This window comes from Pseudomonas sp. LFM046 (assembly GCF_000949385.2).
Taxonomy (GTDB): Bacteria; Pseudomonadota; Gammaproteobacteria; order Pseudomonadales; family Pseudomonadaceae; genus Metapseudomonas.
Genome location: NZ_JYKO02000001.1, coordinates 3,335,280 through 3,351,842 on the forward strand (window position 1 = coordinate 3,335,280; position 16,563 = coordinate 3,351,842).

General features: G+C 64.8%; 14 protein-coding genes and 1 pseudogene. 11 read left to right on the forward strand and 4 right to left on the reverse strand.

The features are described 5' to 3' along the window. Positions 1 to 130 precede the first annotated feature (130 nt). Both TQ98_RS15295 and TQ98_RS28145 read right to left on the reverse strand, forming a co-directional pair. Positions 131 to 565 carry a DUF1801 domain-containing protein gene (locus tag TQ98_RS15295; protein ID WP_044874399.1) on the reverse strand — a complete coding sequence of 145 codons (435 nt, stop codon included), beginning with the start codon at positions 563 to 565 and terminating at the stop codon, positions 131 to 133. Between the two features lie 119 nt (positions 566 to 684). Continuing rightward, complete coding sequence (locus tag TQ98_RS28145; protein WP_242443132.1) at positions 685 to 1,161, reverse strand: hypothetical protein; 477 nt, start codon at positions 1,159 to 1,161, stop codon at positions 685 to 687. On the opposite strand from TQ98_RS28145, the gene TQ98_RS15305 reads away from it, so the two are divergent. The 5 genes and pseudogenes from TQ98_RS15305 to TQ98_RS28150 form a co-directional block, all read left to right on the forward strand. Continuing rightward, positions 1,160 to 1,672 (forward strand): ATP-dependent zinc protease, encoded by a 513-nt coding sequence (locus TQ98_RS15305; protein ID WP_044874397.1) that lies wholly within the window; start codon positions 1,160 to 1,162, stop codon positions 1,670 to 1,672. The genes TQ98_RS28145 and TQ98_RS15305 overlap by 2 nt on opposite strands. A gap of 164 nt (positions 1,673 to 1,836) precedes the next feature. After that, positions 1,837 to 3,513, forward strand: coding sequence for a glycosyltransferase family 39 protein (locus tag TQ98_RS15310; RefSeq protein WP_103102979.1), 1,677 nt, complete (start codon positions 1,837 to 1,839; stop codon positions 3,511 to 3,513). 38 nt (positions 3,514 to 3,551) lie between these two features. Then, the gene (locus TQ98_RS15315; protein WP_103102980.1) at positions 3,552 to 5,015 is read left to right on the forward strand and encodes a glycosyltransferase family 39 protein; all 1,464 of its coding nucleotides are present in this window, start codon (positions 3,552 to 3,554) and stop codon (positions 5,013 to 5,015) included. A 179-nt stretch (positions 5,016 to 5,194) separates the two neighbouring features. Continuing rightward, positions 5,195 to 5,893, forward strand: coding sequence for a histidine phosphatase family protein (locus TQ98_RS15320; protein WP_044874396.1), 699 nt, complete (start codon positions 5,195 to 5,197; stop codon positions 5,891 to 5,893). Positions 5,894 to 5,985: 92 nt separating this feature from the next. Beyond that, a pseudogene (locus TQ98_RS28150) lies at positions 5,986 to 6,322 on the forward strand (polyphosphate kinase 2); the annotation flags it as partial. 220 nt (positions 6,323 to 6,542) lie between these two features. Here the strand turns inward: TQ98_RS28150 and TQ98_RS15330 are convergent. Together TQ98_RS15330 and TQ98_RS15335 are read right to left on the reverse strand one after the other, a co-directional pair. Beyond that, positions 6,543 to 6,983 (reverse strand): ParB N-terminal domain-containing protein, encoded by a 441-nt coding sequence (locus TQ98_RS15330; protein WP_044874395.1) that lies wholly within the window; start codon positions 6,981 to 6,983, stop codon positions 6,543 to 6,545. 55 nt (positions 6,984 to 7,038) lie between these two features. After that, complete coding sequence (locus TQ98_RS15335; protein WP_044874394.1) at positions 7,039 to 7,908, reverse strand: CoA ester lyase; 870 nt, start codon at positions 7,906 to 7,908, stop codon at positions 7,039 to 7,041. Positions 7,909 to 8,474: 566 nt separating this feature from the next. On the opposite strand from TQ98_RS15335, the gene TQ98_RS15340 reads away from it, so the two are divergent. The 6 genes from TQ98_RS15340 to TQ98_RS15365 are packed head-to-tail and all read left to right on the forward strand — an operon-like array spanning position 8,475 to position 16,497. Beyond that, complete coding sequence (locus TQ98_RS15340) at positions 8,475 to 9,878, forward strand: Y4yA family PLP-dependent enzyme (RefSeq protein ID WP_044874393.1); 1,404 nt, start codon at positions 8,475 to 8,477, stop codon at positions 9,876 to 9,878. A 13-nt stretch (positions 9,879 to 9,891) separates the two neighbouring features. Further along, positions 9,892 to 10,935 carry a cysteine synthase family protein gene (locus TQ98_RS15345; protein ID WP_044874392.1) on the forward strand — a complete coding sequence of 348 codons (1,044 nt, stop codon included), beginning with the start codon at positions 9,892 to 9,894 and terminating at the stop codon, positions 10,933 to 10,935. Positions 10,936 to 10,961: 26 nt separating this feature from the next. Further along, positions 10,962 to 12,110, forward strand: a complete 1,149-nt coding sequence (locus tag TQ98_RS15350) for an NAD/NADP octopine/nopaline dehydrogenase family protein (protein WP_044874391.1) — start codon at positions 10,962 to 10,964, stop codon at positions 12,108 to 12,110. A gap of 50 nt (positions 12,111 to 12,160) precedes the next feature. Further along, positions 12,161 to 14,011 (forward strand): IucA/IucC family protein, encoded by a 1,851-nt coding sequence (locus tag TQ98_RS15355; RefSeq protein ID WP_044874390.1) that lies wholly within the window; start codon positions 12,161 to 12,163, stop codon positions 14,009 to 14,011. A 17-nt stretch (positions 14,012 to 14,028) separates the two neighbouring features. Next, entirely contained in the window at positions 14,029 to 15,264 is a 1,236-nt protein-coding gene (locus TQ98_RS15360) for an MFS transporter (RefSeq protein WP_044874389.1), read from the forward strand. A 39-nt stretch (positions 15,265 to 15,303) separates the two neighbouring features. After that, complete coding sequence (locus TQ98_RS15365) at positions 15,304 to 16,497, forward strand: aminotransferase class V-fold PLP-dependent enzyme (protein ID WP_044874388.1); 1,194 nt, start codon at positions 15,304 to 15,306, stop codon at positions 16,495 to 16,497. The last annotated feature ends 66 nt before the right edge of the window (positions 16,498 to 16,563 follow it).

Consider the following 16,563-nt stretch of genomic DNA (forward strand, 5'->3'; position numbering starts at 1 on the left):
GCACTTGGCCAATCGTAGGGTGCGCTGTGCGCACCAATGACGAGGTCAGCACCGCGCGGCACCCAAACACCGGTGCGCGCGGCACACCCTACACATCGATGCCTTCGTTCGTCGGGGGCACTCGGCACCGTCAGGCGCCCCTGGCTTCCTTGCGCCGGCGGCTGGGGGCGGAGGTATTGAGGGCCGCGGCGGCGAGAATGAGCGCCTTCAACGCCGCTTCATCAAGGCGCTCGCCTTCACGGATATCGATGGCACGCCGGGTATTGCCTTCGAGGCTGGAGTTGAACAGGCCCGAAGGGTCTTCCAGCGAGGCGCCCTTGGCGAAGGTCAACTTCACGACCTGCTTGTAGGTTTCTCCGGTGCAGATGATGCCGGCGTGGGACCACACCGGAACGCTCCACTTCCATTCCTCGACCACATCGGGGTCGGCCTGCCTGATGAGCGCGCGGGCCCAGGCGAGGGTTTCTCCGCGCCAATCACCCAACGCTGCAATTCGTGCATCGATCAATTGAGCGGCAGAACCTGCGTCCTCTGCTGCCGACGAGCCGGCCTTCTCCTGCTTCATGATGGTTACCGTCTGCTTCGGAATGAAGTGCTCAAGTATTGTTCACGGGCAACACCCCTGCCAGCAGACCGGGCCACGAGCGGGCCGATGCCCCGAGCCGTTTCCTCCTGCTGCGCCGCTCAGTACTTGATATCCCGGGCTCTCTCCCGCCCTTGCTGCTTCGTTTGCCGTTTGTCCTGCCGGCATTCGGCGTTGTACTGCTGGTCTGCGGCGCGGCAGTCCTGCTTGATCTGGCGGGCATCCTGACGGGTTTCCTGACGGACATCCCGCGCGGCGCGGCGCTGCTGGGCCTGTTCCGTAGCCCAGGTAGAGCCTGCCGAGGCCGCCAGGAACAGGGCAGTGACCCAGGTAACGATCCGAAAACGTGTCATGGCCTGACCTCCTGCTGCCAACGCATCGTAAATCTTCAGTACAGCCGATTTTCCCGCGCCTTGCTGCGAGGTCGATATTCGTACCAGCCCTGCCCTGTCCAGCGGCGCCGGATTCCATTGCGCCATCACAAAATCTTCACAGGGGCCTGACAGTGATTTCACATCCGCCCCCCTAGTCTGACGCCCAGTTTCCGGTACTCCATCCGAATCAACGGAGTCGTTCATGCGTCGCTTCAAACTTCTCACAGGCCGGGTCCTTGGCCTGTTGTTCGGCAGCCTGCTGGCGGTCACCGCCCAAGCACAGCCCCGGGTGGTGGGCTGGGTGGAAGACGCTCTGCTGTTGCCCGAGAAGGTCATGGTCAAGGCCAAAATGGATACCGGTGCACTAACCTCCTCCCTGGACGCCAAGGACATCGAGCCGTTCAACCGCGATGGCAGGAAATGGGTTCGCTTCACGGTGGAGCTGACCGATGCCAAGTCTGGAGAGAGCGTGATCAGCGAGTTCGAGCGGCCGGTGGTGCGCAACGTGAAGGTGCGCGGTGCCGGCGGCGTGGATCACCGCCCGGTGGTGCAGATGTCCATCTGCATCGGTGACCAGCGCTACGACGAGGAATTCTCCCTGCGCAACCGCGGCAAGATGATCTACCCGGTGCTGATCGGCCGTCGCACCCTCGAACACCTGGGGGCAGTCGACGTCTCGCGCACCTTCACCCTCAAACCGAAGTGCAGCGCATAGGGCTGGCCCGAACGTACGCGCGGCGACTTGCAGGCGCTGAGGAACTGGGGAAACCAGGACCGTGCAGGCGAAGAAGAATGGCCAACGAGCTAAACAATAAAGCGGCATGACCCGCCGGAACGCTTGCACAAGGAATCGACACGATGTTGGGGGGAGCGAATTCGATGGCTGCACCGCACGGAAGCGCTGGACACCAGGATCGCACCTGGCTGCTGCTGGCCATTACCCTGCTTGCCCTGCTGACCCTGGTGGGCATTCACACCCGACCGCTCACCCCCATCGACGAGACCCGCTACATCGGCGTCGCCTGGGAAATGTGGCTGCGCGGCGAGTTCCTGGTCCCGATCAAGAACGGTCTCCCCTACAGCGACAAGCCGCCCCTGCTGATGTGGCTGTACCAGGCGGGCTGGACGCTGTTCGGCGTCAATGAATGGTGGCCCCGCCTGGTGTCGCCGCTGTTCTCCGCCGCCAGCCTGCTGCTGGCCTGGGGCCTGGCGCGGCGGCTCTGGCCCGCTCAGTCCGGTGTCGGCGGTACGACGGCGCTGGTGCTCAGCAGTTGCCTGCTGTGGATCGCCTTCTCCACCTCGGCCATGTTCGACGTCCTGCTGGCCTTCTTCACCCTGTTGGGCATGCATGGAACCCTGAGCGCCGCCCAGGGAGACCGGAAGGGCTTTCTCCTGCTCGGCCTGGCCATCGGCCTGGGGGTGCTGGCCAAGGGACCGGTGATCCTGCTGCATACCTTGCCGGTGGCGCTGCTCGCGTTCTGGTGGCAGCCCGCATTGACCCGGCACCGCTGGCTCGCCGGTGTCGCCCTGGCAGCCCTGTTCGGCGCGGCCATCGCCCTGGCCTGGGCCATTCCGGCCGGTCTCAGCGGCGGCGAGTCGTACCGGCACGCGATCTTCTGGGGGCAGACCGCCGAGCGCATGGTCCAGTCCTTCGCTCACCGCCGGCCGTTCTGGTGGTACCTGCCAACCCTGCCCTTCCTGCTCTTTCCATGGCTGCTCTGGCCCGCCGTGTGGCGTGGCAGTCGCCAGTTGCTGCGCGAGGGACTGGACCCGGGCACCCGCTTCTGCCTTGCCTGGCTGGTGCCGGTGCTGGTGGCGCTTTCCCTGATCAGCGGCAAGCAGGTCCATTACCTGATCCCGCTGTTCCCCGCCTTCGCCCTGCTGGTCGCTCGCGCCTTGGCGGGACGCACGCTGGCCGGTGTCTCCTGGTTGCCCGCCGCCGCTGCCGCCCTGGGTCTGGCGCTGGCAGTGCTGGCCCTGGGATGGGTCCCGCTGCCGAAGAAGGGACTGGCCGCTGCGCCGTCCCTGGTCCCCGCCCTGGCGTTGCTGGCCCTGGCGCCCGCCACCTGGTTCCTGGCCCGGCGCCGAGTCGCCTCGGTGCCAAGGCTGGCGGTGTTCGGCTCGCTGCTGGCGGCGCTGCTGCAACTCTCGCTCTCGGCGGCGTTCCGCGCTGACTTCGACATCGCCCCCCTGGCCGACGCCATACGGCAGGAACAGGCCGCCGGCCGTGTCGTCGCCAATAGCGGCTTCTATCACGACCAGTTCCAGTTCGCCGGCCGGCTGCGCCAGCCGCTGGCCGAGTTCACCGATGAGGCGCGCCTGGTGGAGTGGCTGAAAGCCAATCCGGGCGCCAGCACCGTCCTGTACTGGAAGGACGCCAACGCCCTGGCCGCAGAACCGGCCATTCCCCGCCAGGGTTACCGGGGAGGCGTCGCCGCCCTGGTGGACGCCCCGACCGCGCTGCGCCTGCTCGGGGCTCACGCCGACACGGCGGCCCCCTACCCGATCGCGGAAGTCCACCCGAAAAAGCCAGAAGAGGCGCAAGCCACCCCATGAGCATCACTCACCCCGCAACCACCCCAGGGATGCCGTCGATGGCCACGGAATCCGATCTGGACCGCTGGTACTGGAGCGTAGCCCTTGTCGCGCTGATGCTCCTGCTGTGTCTCTGGGGTAACGGCGATATCCCCTTCCTCAGCGTCAACGAAGCCCGGAGGGCGGTGACCGTTCGCGAGATGTTCGAGGCCGGCAACTGGATGATCCCGCGCATGAACGGGGACCTCTATCTGGCCAAGCCACCCCTCTTCTATTGGCTCGCGCTGCTGCCGGTAGAGCTGTCCGGCGGCGTTACCGAGTGGGCCATGCGCCTGCCCTCGGCGCTCTTCGCCGTGGCGCTGCTGGCCAGCACCTATGTGGCGGGTTCGCGTATCGGCGGCAGGAGCGTCGGCCTCTACGCCGCCCTGTTCCTCGCGGCCAATGCCGGCTTCAGCATCTTCGCCCGGCGGGCCGAAATCGAAATGACCCTGGCGGGGTTCTGCGTCCTTTCCTTGCTGGCCGCCTGGTTCTACCTGTTCCACGACCCGCGCCGGCGCTGGATTCTGCTCAGCTACACGCTCCTGGGCTGCGGCCTGCTGACCAAGGGCCCGGTCAGCCTGTTGCTGGTGACGGCGCCGCTCCTGGTGTTCGTGCTGCTCCAGCGCCACGGGCGAGGGAAGGCGCTGCTGTGCGACCCCCTCGGCTGGTTGATCGCCATCGCCATGGGCGTGTCCTGGTACTTGGCGGTGACCCTGCAGGAAGGCGTCGGCATCTGGCAGTCGATCTTCCAGCAGGACATCGTCAACAAGGTCAGCGGCAGCAACGGGGAACCCTGGTACGCCTACCTCGGCTACCTGGCCGGTGACTTCTTCCCCTTCTGGCTGATCCTCCTCGTGCGGCCCCGGCAACTCTGGGCGAGCATCAGGACCCACGGCGAGCTGAAGCTGATGGCCTGTGCCGTGCTCGTCCCGCTGCTGGTCTTCTCGGCATTCAATGACAAGCACGCGAAGTACCTGCTGCCAATCTACCCGGCGCTCGCGCTGGTCCTGGCATGGCACTGGGTGGCACTGATGGGCGCCTGGCAGGGCTGGAAGCGCCGCGTGCAGGTGTGGCTGCCGCCCTTTGCCCTGTTTTGCTTCGTCGCGTTCTTCACGATCCTGGAACCCCGCGTCTTCGCGTACCGGGTGCAGGCCCTGCCGGAAGTCAGCGAGGCAGTCCGTGCCCACCCGGATCAGCCCCTCTACAGCCTCGGCGAGCCGGACATGCGCCTGGTGTATTACGCCGGGCGCCCAGTCAAGCCGGTGTCGGAAGGCTCGATCCCGTCCATCGACAGCTCCGGGGCACAACTGTTTGTCACGGGCGCGATTCCAGCGTCCCTGCAGCCGCTGAAGTCATGCGTCGCCCGCCACTTCGAACCCTTCCTGAAGCATCGCAAGGAAGCCTGGTTGATCCAGCTGGGCGAAGGCTGCGGCCTCGACAAGGCCCCAGCCGCGACCACCGGTCAGACACCGCCGGAGGCCTGACCGGGATTTAGCGAAATTGTCACGTCTTGATGACGAATTTTTCATACCGCGCAGCCCACCATCGGCACATCTGATTACCCGATGGTGCCGAGAAACATGGTGCAGATTCCCGCAGTGGCAACCATGGCGCACGCCCTCCCCGCCCGTGGCATTTGCTCAGGAGAAACGGGGGGCTGCGCATGATCCGCGCTGGCCTCCTGCCCCTCCTCGCACAGTGCAAAAGCGTTCTCCTGTTGCTGCTGCGCAAACGCTACAAGCTGCTCCTCGTGGTGGCATCCCTCTATGCCACCGCCGTGGCTGCCCATGAGGTGCTGTTCGAGCGGTTGATTCCGGACCTGGGACGCGCAGACCAGTCGGCGCGCGAGAAGCTGCTCGAGCACTGGCGGCATGGCGACCTGGTGGTGCTGGTGCGCCACGTCGAACGGTGTGACCATGCCGACGCCCCCTGTCTGAACAGCGCCGATGGCATCACCGAGCGCGCGGCTCCGGTCGCAGCCCAGTTGGGCAGCAACTTCAGGTCCCTGGGCCTCCAGGCGACGGACATCTACACCAGCCCCTTGACCCGCGCCGTGCAGACCTCGACCTACATGTTCGATTCGCCGGTGCCGGCCGGCGAGTGGCTGGTCAACTGCAAGGATGACTTCCGCGAGCAGATCGCCCAGCACAAGAAGCCGCACCGGAACCTGGTCCTGGTCACCCATAGCGAGTGCGTGAACTACCTCCAGGCCAGCCTCGGGCTCCCGTCGTACCGGACACCGTCCTACGGCGCCTCGCTGTTCCTGCACCTCGCCGATTCCCAGGGTGAGCCCAGCGTGATCGGCTCGCTGAACGCATCATCCTGGGAAGACATTTCGCCGCCGTCGAGCGTGTCCCGCTAGTCCCCGGCAAGCGCAGGACACGGACTGTCACCGGCCTGCCACGGAGACGCCCTAGCATCGAGGGCACACCCTTCCCGAGGCCAGATGACGCCCTGATCCAGCGCATCCATCGCGAGCTGATCGACCACAGCGACGAAGAGCTTGAACTGGAGCTGGCGGAGGATGCCGAGAACCTCGACGAGCTGTTCGACGAGAACACCCCCGGATAGCCCGGAAAAAGCCGCCCGCCGAAGTTACTTCCGCGAGCTGTTCCGCCTCCAGGGCGAACTGGTGAAGCTGCAGAGCTGGGTGGTCAAGACCGGCCACAAGGTGGTCATCCTCTTCGAAGGCCGCGACGCCGCCGGCAAGGGTGGCGTCATCAAACGCATCACCCAGCGCCTCAATCCCCGCGTATGCCGCGTGGCCGCTCTGCCCGCGCCGAACGACCGCGCGCCTGAACCGCATCCATCACCTGCTCAGCCAGATCCCCTACGAGGATGTGGAACTTCCCCTGGTCGAGCTGCCGCAGCGCATGCATCACAAGGATTACCTGCGCGCGCCGACTCCCGCCGACCTGATGGTGCCCGAGGTCTACTGACCCGCCTCGTTCGCCCCTTCCGTCGACGGAGCCAGCCTTGCGGCGATCACCGCAAGGCCGGCGCGGTCCCCCTCAACCCAGCAGGTTGCTCAGCGGCACGGAAACCGTCGGTAGCGCCGGGGTGAACCGGTGACGCGTGGTCTTGTAGGGGAACAGCTCCCCACGGGCGATGGTCCGGTAGATGTGCGCGATCTCGAATGAATCCCCGCTGGTCCAGTGGTGCACCCGCACGCGCGGGTCACCGTACTCCAGCAGGATGCACGGGACCCGCGTCAGGCCCAGCCGTCTGGCCGCGCTCAGGCGGTGATTGCCGTCCATGACGATCCCCTGGGACCTTTCCACGACTATCGGCTCCAGCCAGTGGCCCTTGCGGGCGATCGCATCGCACAGCTGCAGGACGTTCTGCACATCCACCTGCTCCGACTGGCGAATGCAGGTAACCGCTTTGAGCGCGACCTCGTAACCGTCGCGATGCTCGAATACTTCATCCTTTGGCGCGTTGAAGCCGTCCACGGGTGATCTCCTGTTCTGCGTAGAGTGTTCGCCAGATGAGCGCCGGTTCCCGGCATCAGCGACCGTAGACATTGGCGACCGCCAGCATCCGCTGGGCCTGCTCGATAAGGGGCAGGTCCACCATCTCGCCATCCACCTTGACCGCGTGACTGCCCCGCGAGGCCGCTTGCATCACCCGGCCCGCCCAGGCCAGTTGCCCCTGGTCCGGCAGGAAGGCGGCCTGCACGGCGTCCACCTGCAGCGGATGGATGCAGAGCTTGGCGGTGAAGCCCAGCGCCCGCGCGTACCGTGCGTCATCGCCGACCACGGCGATGTCTTCGATCGCGGGGGTGACGGCGTCAATCGGGGCCGGCAGCCCCGCGGTACGGGACGCGACCACGATTCGGCTGCGGGCCAGGAGGAAGGCATCGCGAAACTGGTTGCAGTTGATATCCAGGGAGAAATCCAGGGAGCCGAAGGCCAGGCGAGCGATTCCAGGGATGGCGGAAAGGGCCTCGACGTTCTGCAGGCCCGTGGCCGTCTCGATGATGGCCACGATCTTCGCCTTGGGGTTCCACGCACGCAGCCGCTCCACGGCTTGGGCCGTCTCGCTCGGGTTCTCGGCTTTCGGCAGGAAGATGCCGGCGCAGCGTTCCGGGTGGCGCAATTCGATCAGCCAGGCCAGGTCCTGCTTGAACAGCGGGCTGCCCACACTGTTCAGGCGGATGTAGCGGTCGCAGCGGGTGCTCGGCGTGCTCTCCTGCCACGCCTGGATGCCATCCCGCGCGGCAGCCTTGCTGTCGGGATGCACCGCGTCCTCGAGGTCCAGGATGATCGCATCAGGCGCGGCCTCCACGGCCTTGGCGAAGCGCTCCGGGTGGTTGCCGGGTACGAACAGGTAGGTGATGGGGTATTTCAGATCGACGTTGGGGCGGTTGTGGGTCATACGCTGGTCCTTAGCTGAGCTCAGTAAAGGGGATGATCAAAAGCCTCGCAGCCCCCTATCCCTGGAATGACGCACCAGGGATCGGGCTGCGTCCGTTGGGCCGGACGAGCTCCGGGCCACGGTTTCCATATCGCTGTTCATCGACGCATCACGGTTCGTTTCGGCGCTTCACCGGCGGCCGAAAAATTTCAGTCAATCTACTTGATAATCATTCGCAGTATCAATATTGTCTGCACCACACCAAGGCAACTTCCTACTCAACGGATCACCTGATGGGAGTTGCAATTCCTCCATGACATCAATTCGCACGAAGTTTGCTGGGCCGGACCCCATGACCAATGGCTGATTGCCATTAGTGCAAACCTGAAGGAATAGAACCATGCAAGAAAGTCTGGATGCACAGGACAACTCCCTGACCGGGAACTTCCCTTTCCCGTTCGAGCGAAACAGCCGCTCCACTTAGCCCGATTCAATATCCGCCCAAGACACTGACATTTGACTCAAATGCCACGCCTAGTCGCGCCCGCCATTTGAGATCAGGACCTTTCTGCATCAGGAAATACATCATGTCGAAGATTGTTTCCGTGTCTTCAACCGATCACTTCGTTGCCTATAAGTCAGATTGGTTGCAGCCCTTGATCGACCCGATTGTCGGGCAGCTGATTCATGAAAAACCCCGGAAGCTGATCGAACTGGTCGAGGAACACGGTTCGCCGCTGAACATCGTCTGGCCCCATGCACTGGCCGCCAACGTCCTGGCCATGCGCCAGGTCCTGAATGCTCGAAGGGTCCGCCACCAGATCTTCTACGGCGCCAAGGCCAACAAATCGAAAGCCCTGGTGAGGGCGGCGGTCAGCGCGGGCATCGGCGTGGACGTTTCGAGCATCCATGAGTTCCAGGATGCGCGCCGCGCCGGGGCGAAAGCCGAGCAGCTGTGCGCAACGGGCCCGGCCAAGACCACCGCCTTCCACGAAGCGCTGCTCCTCGATGGCGCCCTGATTTCCGTCGATTCCCTGGAGGAGTTCGCCCATCTGGAATCGACGGCGACGCGCCTGGGCGCTGCCGGAAAAGCCCGCGTGCTGCTGCGCTATCGCCCGATATTCTGCGACTCCAGCCGCTTCGGCATGGATGCCGTGGACCTGCTGCAATGCCTGCAGCGCCTGGCACAGATCCCCGGGCTGCTCCAGTTCGAAGGCTTCCACTTCCACCTGAGCGGCTATGCCTTCGGAGATCGCGCTCGCGCCCTGGCCGAGCTGGCGCCCCACATCGAAGCCGCCCGCGAGATGGGCCTCGCTCCCCGCATGGTGGATATCGGTGGCGGACTGCCCATGCAGTATGTCGACCCGGCGTCCTACGCGGCATTCCTGCGTTCACACAACAGCGCCAGCGACTATCGCAACCACAAGGTGCCCGTCTCTTTCTATCCCTACGGCGGCCACCTCACTGCCGCAGAGTGGCTGGAACAACTGCTGGATTCGGCCTGTGTGGACGGCTTATCCATCGCCGACTACCTCGAGCAACAGGACTTGATACTGGCACTGGAGCCGGGCCGCAGCCTGGTGGACCAGGCCGCCCTGTCCATCTTCCGCATTACCCGCACGAAGCAACTGGCCAATAACAGGACGGTTCTATTTGCCGAAGGCAGCAGCTTCAGCGCCTGCGAAACCTGGTTCAACTCGGAATTTCTGATCGACCCGATTCATATATCGGCCACGTGCACGGACAGCACACGTTGCGCACCCACTCAAGCCTATATCGCCGGACACAGCTGTCTGGATGACGACGTAATAACCAACCGCCTCATCAACTTTAGCGTTACTCCGAAACCGGGTGACCTATTGGTGTACGTCAATACCGCTGGCTATCAGATGGACTTATTGGAAAACGAATTCCATCGCCATCCCCTGCCAACTCGATTGACGGCAATTCGTAGTGCAGACGAAAGCATTGAGTTTTCACCTGATTATTGAAGGGAGCGTTTCAATGATAGTGAAGAAAGTTTCTGACCTGATCGGCAACACGCCGATGTTGAGCATTGCAGTTCCCGATACAAGTTCCAGGCTTTTGCTCAAGATCGAGAAGAACAATCCGGGCGGCAGTATCAAGGATCGAATGGCCCGCAACATGGTGCTGGCCGCGCTGAAATCCGGTCGGCTGAAACCGGGCGGCGTGGTCGTCGAATCGTCCTCCGGCAACACCGGGATCGGCCTCGCCATGGCCGCGGTGGAGTTCGGTCTGCGCTTCATCGCGGTGGTCGACCACCACGCTGCGCAGGACAAGATCGCGGTCATGCAGGCCCTCGGTGCGGAAATCCGCTACGTCGAAGGCACCTACCAGGAAGACGAAGTCGCGGTGGTCGAGCGCCAGCGCCTGGCCGCCGAACTGGCCAGCCAGTTGCCCGGCGCCGTGTTCATGAACCAGTCCGACAATGCGGCCAATCCCGGCGGCTATTCCGACTTCGTACGGGAAGTCATCAGCCAGGCCGGCGGCAGCATCGGCGCCTATGTCGGCTGCGTGGGCACGGGGGGATCGATGACGGGTATCGCTCGCGGCCTGAAGCTGCACAACCCGGACATCGTCACCGTGGCGGTCGAGCCAGCCGGCTCCATCGTGTTCGGCCAGCCGGGCCACCCCTACTACCAGTCCGGCACCGGCACGCCCAAGGGCGACACCGTTGGCCTGGTGCTGGACTACAGCTGCATCGACATGGGCCTGCAGGTCACCGACTCCCAGGCCTTCGAGACCGCCAGGTACATGGCCCGGAATGCCGCGCTGCTGGTCGGGGGCTCCACCGGCGGCGTCATCTACAAGGCACTGGAACTGATCCACGAAGGTGTCATCGGCGGCAACGTCGTGGTGCCGGTGGCCGACGGCGGCGAAAAGTACCTGCACACGGTCTTCAGCGAAGACTGGCTGGATGAACGCAACCTGCTCGCGCCCGACATCTGGGATCAGTTGGACCAGTGGCTGGGCAAGGGCCACCTGCACGAGCACCACTCGATCCCGCTCCAACTGAGCGTCGCATGACCACCCGCGCAAGGAGTGAAAGTGAAATGGAGCCTTTGAAAGTCGCCATCTGCGGCGGAGGCAGGACGGGGCATCTCAATGCGGTCCTGTTCAAGCAGCTGGAGAACGTCCAGGTCTCGCTGCTGACCCGCAATCTGGACATCGTGGACCTGCACGCCCGGGATGCGCGCATCCAGGCCATCCAGCCTGACGGACCCGCGCTCAGCGCCCGCCTGGATGTCATCACCAACGATCCGGCCATTGCCCTGCGCGATGCGGACATCGTCCTCATCACCGTGCCCGCCCATGCCCGCCCCCGGCTGCTGCGGGAGATCGAGCCGCACCTGCCCAGCAACAAGCCGGTGCATGTTGGCGCCATCCCCGGCTTCTGCGGGTTCGACTGGCTGGCCGAAACCGTCCTGGCCGGGCATCCGAACGTGGTGATCTGGGGCATGAAGGACGTTCCCCATACCGCCTTCGATCTGAAGCCGGGCGTATCGATCCGCATGGGCGGCGCCAAGAGCCATCTGTATGTGGGGACCCATGCGCGGGAATCCGCAGCGTCGCGCCAACAACTGCTCGGCCTGCTGACTCGCCTCTACGAGTCCGAGGTCACCCTGCTGGACGATTACCTGGAGATCACCCTGACGCCGGGCAACCCGATCATGCACAGCTCGGTGATCTACGGGCTGGTCGGCCCCTACGGGCAATGGCACAACAGGATCTTTCCGCATCCGATGTGCTGGTGGACGGAGTGCTCCGAGCTCGGCGCCTACTTCCTGGAACGCATGGACCAGGAAAGCCAGCAGCTGTGCAACGTGATCAGCCGGGAACTGAAGGTCGACCTGTCCTCGGTGAAGTCCCTCAAGCAGGAAATCGTCGAGGCCTACGGCGAGCAGATTCGCGACCAGACCTCCATGCTCTCGATCCTGCGGACCAACCAGGCCTACAACTCGATCCTGGCACCCATGATCCCGGCAGGCGGCAACCGCCCCGGCTATGTCATCGACCGCGAAAGCCGCGCCTTCCATGAGGACGTCGCCTACGGCCTGGTGCTGCTGGTGGAGATGGCCAAGCGCTTCGGCCTGAAAGTCCCCTACATCGAAGAGGTCCTGCACTGGAGCGTTTCCTACATGCAGGGCCTGCGCGCCTCCGCGCTGGATTACTTCCCCAGCGCCTGGCCACAGGCGCGATGAGCGCGCGCCAGTTGCCCCCTCCCCCCTTTTCGAAAGAGCGATCAGACATCATGCAAGACCTCACCGCCGCCCTCGATTTCTCCCGTCGCAATGCGATGCGCCGCCTGGTTCGCTGCCTGTTCGTCGAAGGCATCCTGGACAAGACGAAGCTGACCTGGTCCGAGGATCAGCGTCAGGCCACATTCCCCCTCGACGACTCGGGCGCCGCACTCCGCTTCGAGCACTTCACCGCCAACCCCGCCGACACCCTGGATTGCGCGGGCGACGTGGTGCTTGTCTCGCCCGAGGGTGATCGCACGCCGATCACCACCCACCAGCAGATGCTCGACCTGCTGCGCAGCAGCTTCGATTTCTCGCCAACCGATGACGGGATCGAAGGCCTGAAGGCCGACATGGAGAACAGCATCACCAACGACGCCCACGCCCGTCTGTTCCGCACGGGCTGGAACGCCGAACTGGCGAATGCAACGGCTGCTGCCGGCCTCGGCAGCTTCACCGACTACCTGCGCAGGCACCTGAGCACCAAGGACGCCGCCATGCTGCTGGACCAGTGGGGTTCGCTGGAAGGCCATCCCTACTACCCGACCTGGAAGGCCCGCCCCGGCCTGCGCGACGACGAAGTGGAACGGCTCTCCCCCGAGTTCCACGCCCGTGTACCGCTGCGCATCGCAGCCTTGCGGGCCGACATGGCGAAGATGGAAAGCATGCCCCACGTGAAGGGCTACAACGCCTGGTTCGCCCGGCATTACCCCCTGCAGTGGAGCGAGTGGAAGGCAGGCCTGAACGCCAGGCAGCTGGATGAAAGAAACTGGCTTCCGCTGCCGATCCACGCCTGGCACCTGGAGGCTTACGTCAAGTCGACGTTCGCGGCGGAGATCGCGGACGGCCTGTTGATCACCGAGGGGCCGGACATCGAGACGCTTCCGACCATGTCCTACCGCACCATGATGCCGGCCCAGGCAGACACCGCGCCGCTGATCAAGCTGCCGATCGCGCTCTGGATGACCAGCGAACAACGCAGCCTGCAGGCGAAATCGATCCACATGGGGCCGCGCATCAGCCACGTCATCTCACAGATTCTCGATATCGAGGATGGCTTCAACGGCATGCTGGAAATCTTCCCCGAAGAAATCGGCGTTCGTTACAAGCATGCGGTGAAGCAGGACGACCACCCCGGCCGTCACCTCTCCGTGGTGTTTCGCGCCAGCCGGAAGGCCTTCGAACGCACCGACGGCTGCCTGCCGATCACCGTCGCCTCGCTGTTCACGCGCCTGCCCGGCAATGGCCGGCCGCTGTTCACCGACCTGATCGAGCGAGACGGCAGGAAGGCGACCCCCGCCGCCGTCGAGGCCTGGTTCCGGCAATACGCCCGGGTCATCACGCAGCCGGTGGTGGCGATCTTCCTGCTCTACGGCGTCGGACTGGAGGCCCACCAGCAGAACACCATGGTGCTGTTCGCCCCTGACGGCGAGGCGCGCAGCCTGCTGATCCGCGATTTTGGCGACGGCAGGACCTATGCTCCGCTGCTGGAGGCGCGTGGCTACACGCTCCAGCCCCATGTGCAGCCGGGCATCCTGCCCACCGTGTTCCGCGACGATATCGAACCGGTGCGGATGTTCGTGATCGACGCCTGCTTCTTCAGCCACCTGCACGAAGTGGCCCTGGCGCTGACCGGCGAATACGCCCTGGAAAACACCCGCATGTGGGAGGTGCTGCGGCAGGAAACCGAAGGGGCATTCGAGGCGGTGCGCAGCCGCGTCGACGCGAATCTCTGGGAGACAGAGCGCAAGGCCTTCCTGCAAGATCCCTGGCCCACCCGGTCGCTCCTGCGGATGCACATGCTCAAGTACGCCAACTATCGTCTGCAGCACACCGTCACCAACCCGCTCCACGCGTCCTGAGCAATCGAGGTCCTCCGATGTCCCACGCAGGTGTTGTTCAGGGTTCCCGCGTTCGCGTCCTGATCGTCCTACTGTTCACGATCCAGCTCGTTTCCATGGGCGCCATGGAGATGAGCGGGCCGTTCTGGCCCGTCCACCTGCGTGGGCTGACCGCCTCCGATTCGTTCTTCAGCTTCGCCAGCGTCGCGGTCTATGTCGGCCCGATGCTGGGGATCATCCTGACCAGCGCCTTCTGGGGCCGCATCGGCGACCGCCACGGCCACAAGTGGATGATGATCCGCGCGCTGGCGGGCCTGGCCCTGACCCAGTTCGCCCTGGCCTTCTCCAACGACATCTGGCAGATCCTGGTGCTGCGCTTCCTGCAGGGCGCGTTCGCCGGCTACATCGCACCGGCGCAGGCCTACGGGGTCAGCATCGAGGCACCGTCCCGGCGCGCGCGGCTGTTCGCCATCCTGCAGATTTCCACCAATGTCGGCTCGCTGCTGGGGGCCGTGGTCGGCGGGTTGATCCTCGACTTCGCCACCTTCTTCTGGATCAACATCGTCGCGGCCGTGCTGTGCGCCGTCTGCACGGTGGTGGCCGCCGTGGTGCTGCCCAACGTGCCGCCGGTGATCAAGGCACCACCCGCCGCCAACCAGGCCGGAACGCGCAGCCTCTGGCAGGATTCACCGCTGCTGCCGCTGCTGGCCATCATGGGCGTGATGCTGCTGGCACGCATGCTCCCGCAGACGTCGTTCTCCCTGTACGTCAGCACCCTCTTCGAGGTCAGCAATTCCGTGGTGGGCCTCTGCTATGGCCTGCTCGCACTGGGCTTCATCCTCTCGGCGGCGCCCTGGTCCAGGTACTTCGAAAAGCGCGGACAGCAGGAAACCCTGCAGCGCATGGTGTATGTCGTGGTCGGCTGCATCGCCCTCACCAGCCTCGCGGCCATCACTCGCAATCCGGTGGTCTTCGTCGGGGTCTACTTCGTCTGGGGCATGCTGCTGGGGGCGACGACCCCGGTGCTGATGGCGGTGATTTCCCGCACGGTCGACGCCTCCCGGCAGGGCTACGTCCTTGGCGTCGCCCAGAGCACGTCGCAGTTCGCCTCCATCGCCGGGATCGCCGTGGGCGGCCTGCTCAGCCAGGTCTACGGCCTGCAATACACCTACTATTTCGTTGCCGTCGCCTATGGAGTCGCCCTGGCCACCATCGTCGCGCTGCGCCACCGCCCGCCGCTACCGATGGTCAGCGGCGCGCCCCGCAGCGAGTGACCAGCGGCCCAATGGGCTCCACCCAGATCGAGGAATCCCATGTTGGACATCAACCGATTGCGCGCTGACACCCCGGGCGTCGAAGAGATCATCCACTTCAACAACGCGGGCGCCTCGCTGATGCCCGAGCCGGTGGTGGACGTGGTGATCGAGCATCTGCGGCTGGAAACCCGACTGGGCGGCTACGAGGCGGCCGCCCGGGCCGTAGCCGAACTCGAAGGGGTCTACCGCTCGGTGGCCCGTCTGATCAATGCGCGGGCGGAGGAGATCGCCATCGTCGAGAACGCGACCCGCGCCTGGGACATGGCGTTCTATTCGCTGCCATTGAAGTCCGGTGACGTGGTGCTGACCTCGACCACCGAATACGCCGGCAACTACATCCCCTACCTCCAGCTGCAACGCCAGCGCGGCATCGAGGTGCGGGTCATTCCCAATGACCCTCAGGGCCAGGTTTCCCTCGCCGCCCTGCGGCAGATGCTGAAGGACAAGCACACCGCCCTGATCTCACTGCCGCTGATTGCCACCAACGGCGGCCCGGTGCAGCCCGTCGAAGCCATCGGCGCCCTGGCGCGGGATGCCGGCGTGCTGTTCCTCCTCGATGCCTGCCAGGGCGCCGGACAGGTGCCGATCGACGTGCAGAAGATCGGCTGCCACATCCTCACCGCCACCAGCCGCAAGTACCTGCGCGGGCCTCGGGGCGTGGGCTTCCTCTATGTCGAGAACGACCTGTGCCAGACGCTCGAGCCGGCGTTCCTGGACCTGCATTCGGCCTCCTTGCTGACGCCGCAAACATTTGAAATCCGCCGCGACGCGCGGCGCTTCGAGAACTGGGAATGCAACGTCGCGGCCAAGCTGGGCTTCGGGGCGGCGGTGGACTATGCCCTCGCGGTGGGGATCGAGCCGATGTGGGCGCGGATCCAAGGCCTGGCGGACTACCTGCGCACCGGGCTCCAGCAGGTGAATGGCGCGTCCAATCGGGACCGGGGCGCGGTCCGCTCGGGAATCGTGTCCTTCACCCTGGACGGTCACGCCCCCCGGCAGATTCAGCAACACCTGGCAGCAGAAGCGCGGCGGATCAATGTCTCCATGTCCAGTGCCGGCTCGACCCTGCTGGACATGACCGAGCGCGGCTTGAACGCCGTCGTGCGGGCATCGGTTCACGCCTACAACACCGAAGCCGAAATCGATCTTCTGCTCGAAGCGCTCGACCGTATCGCCCGCACACGGGCCTGAACCACACGGAACAAATGCAGCGCTTGCAGGGAAGCTTCGCCGCAAATTATTATTGCGAATACTTCT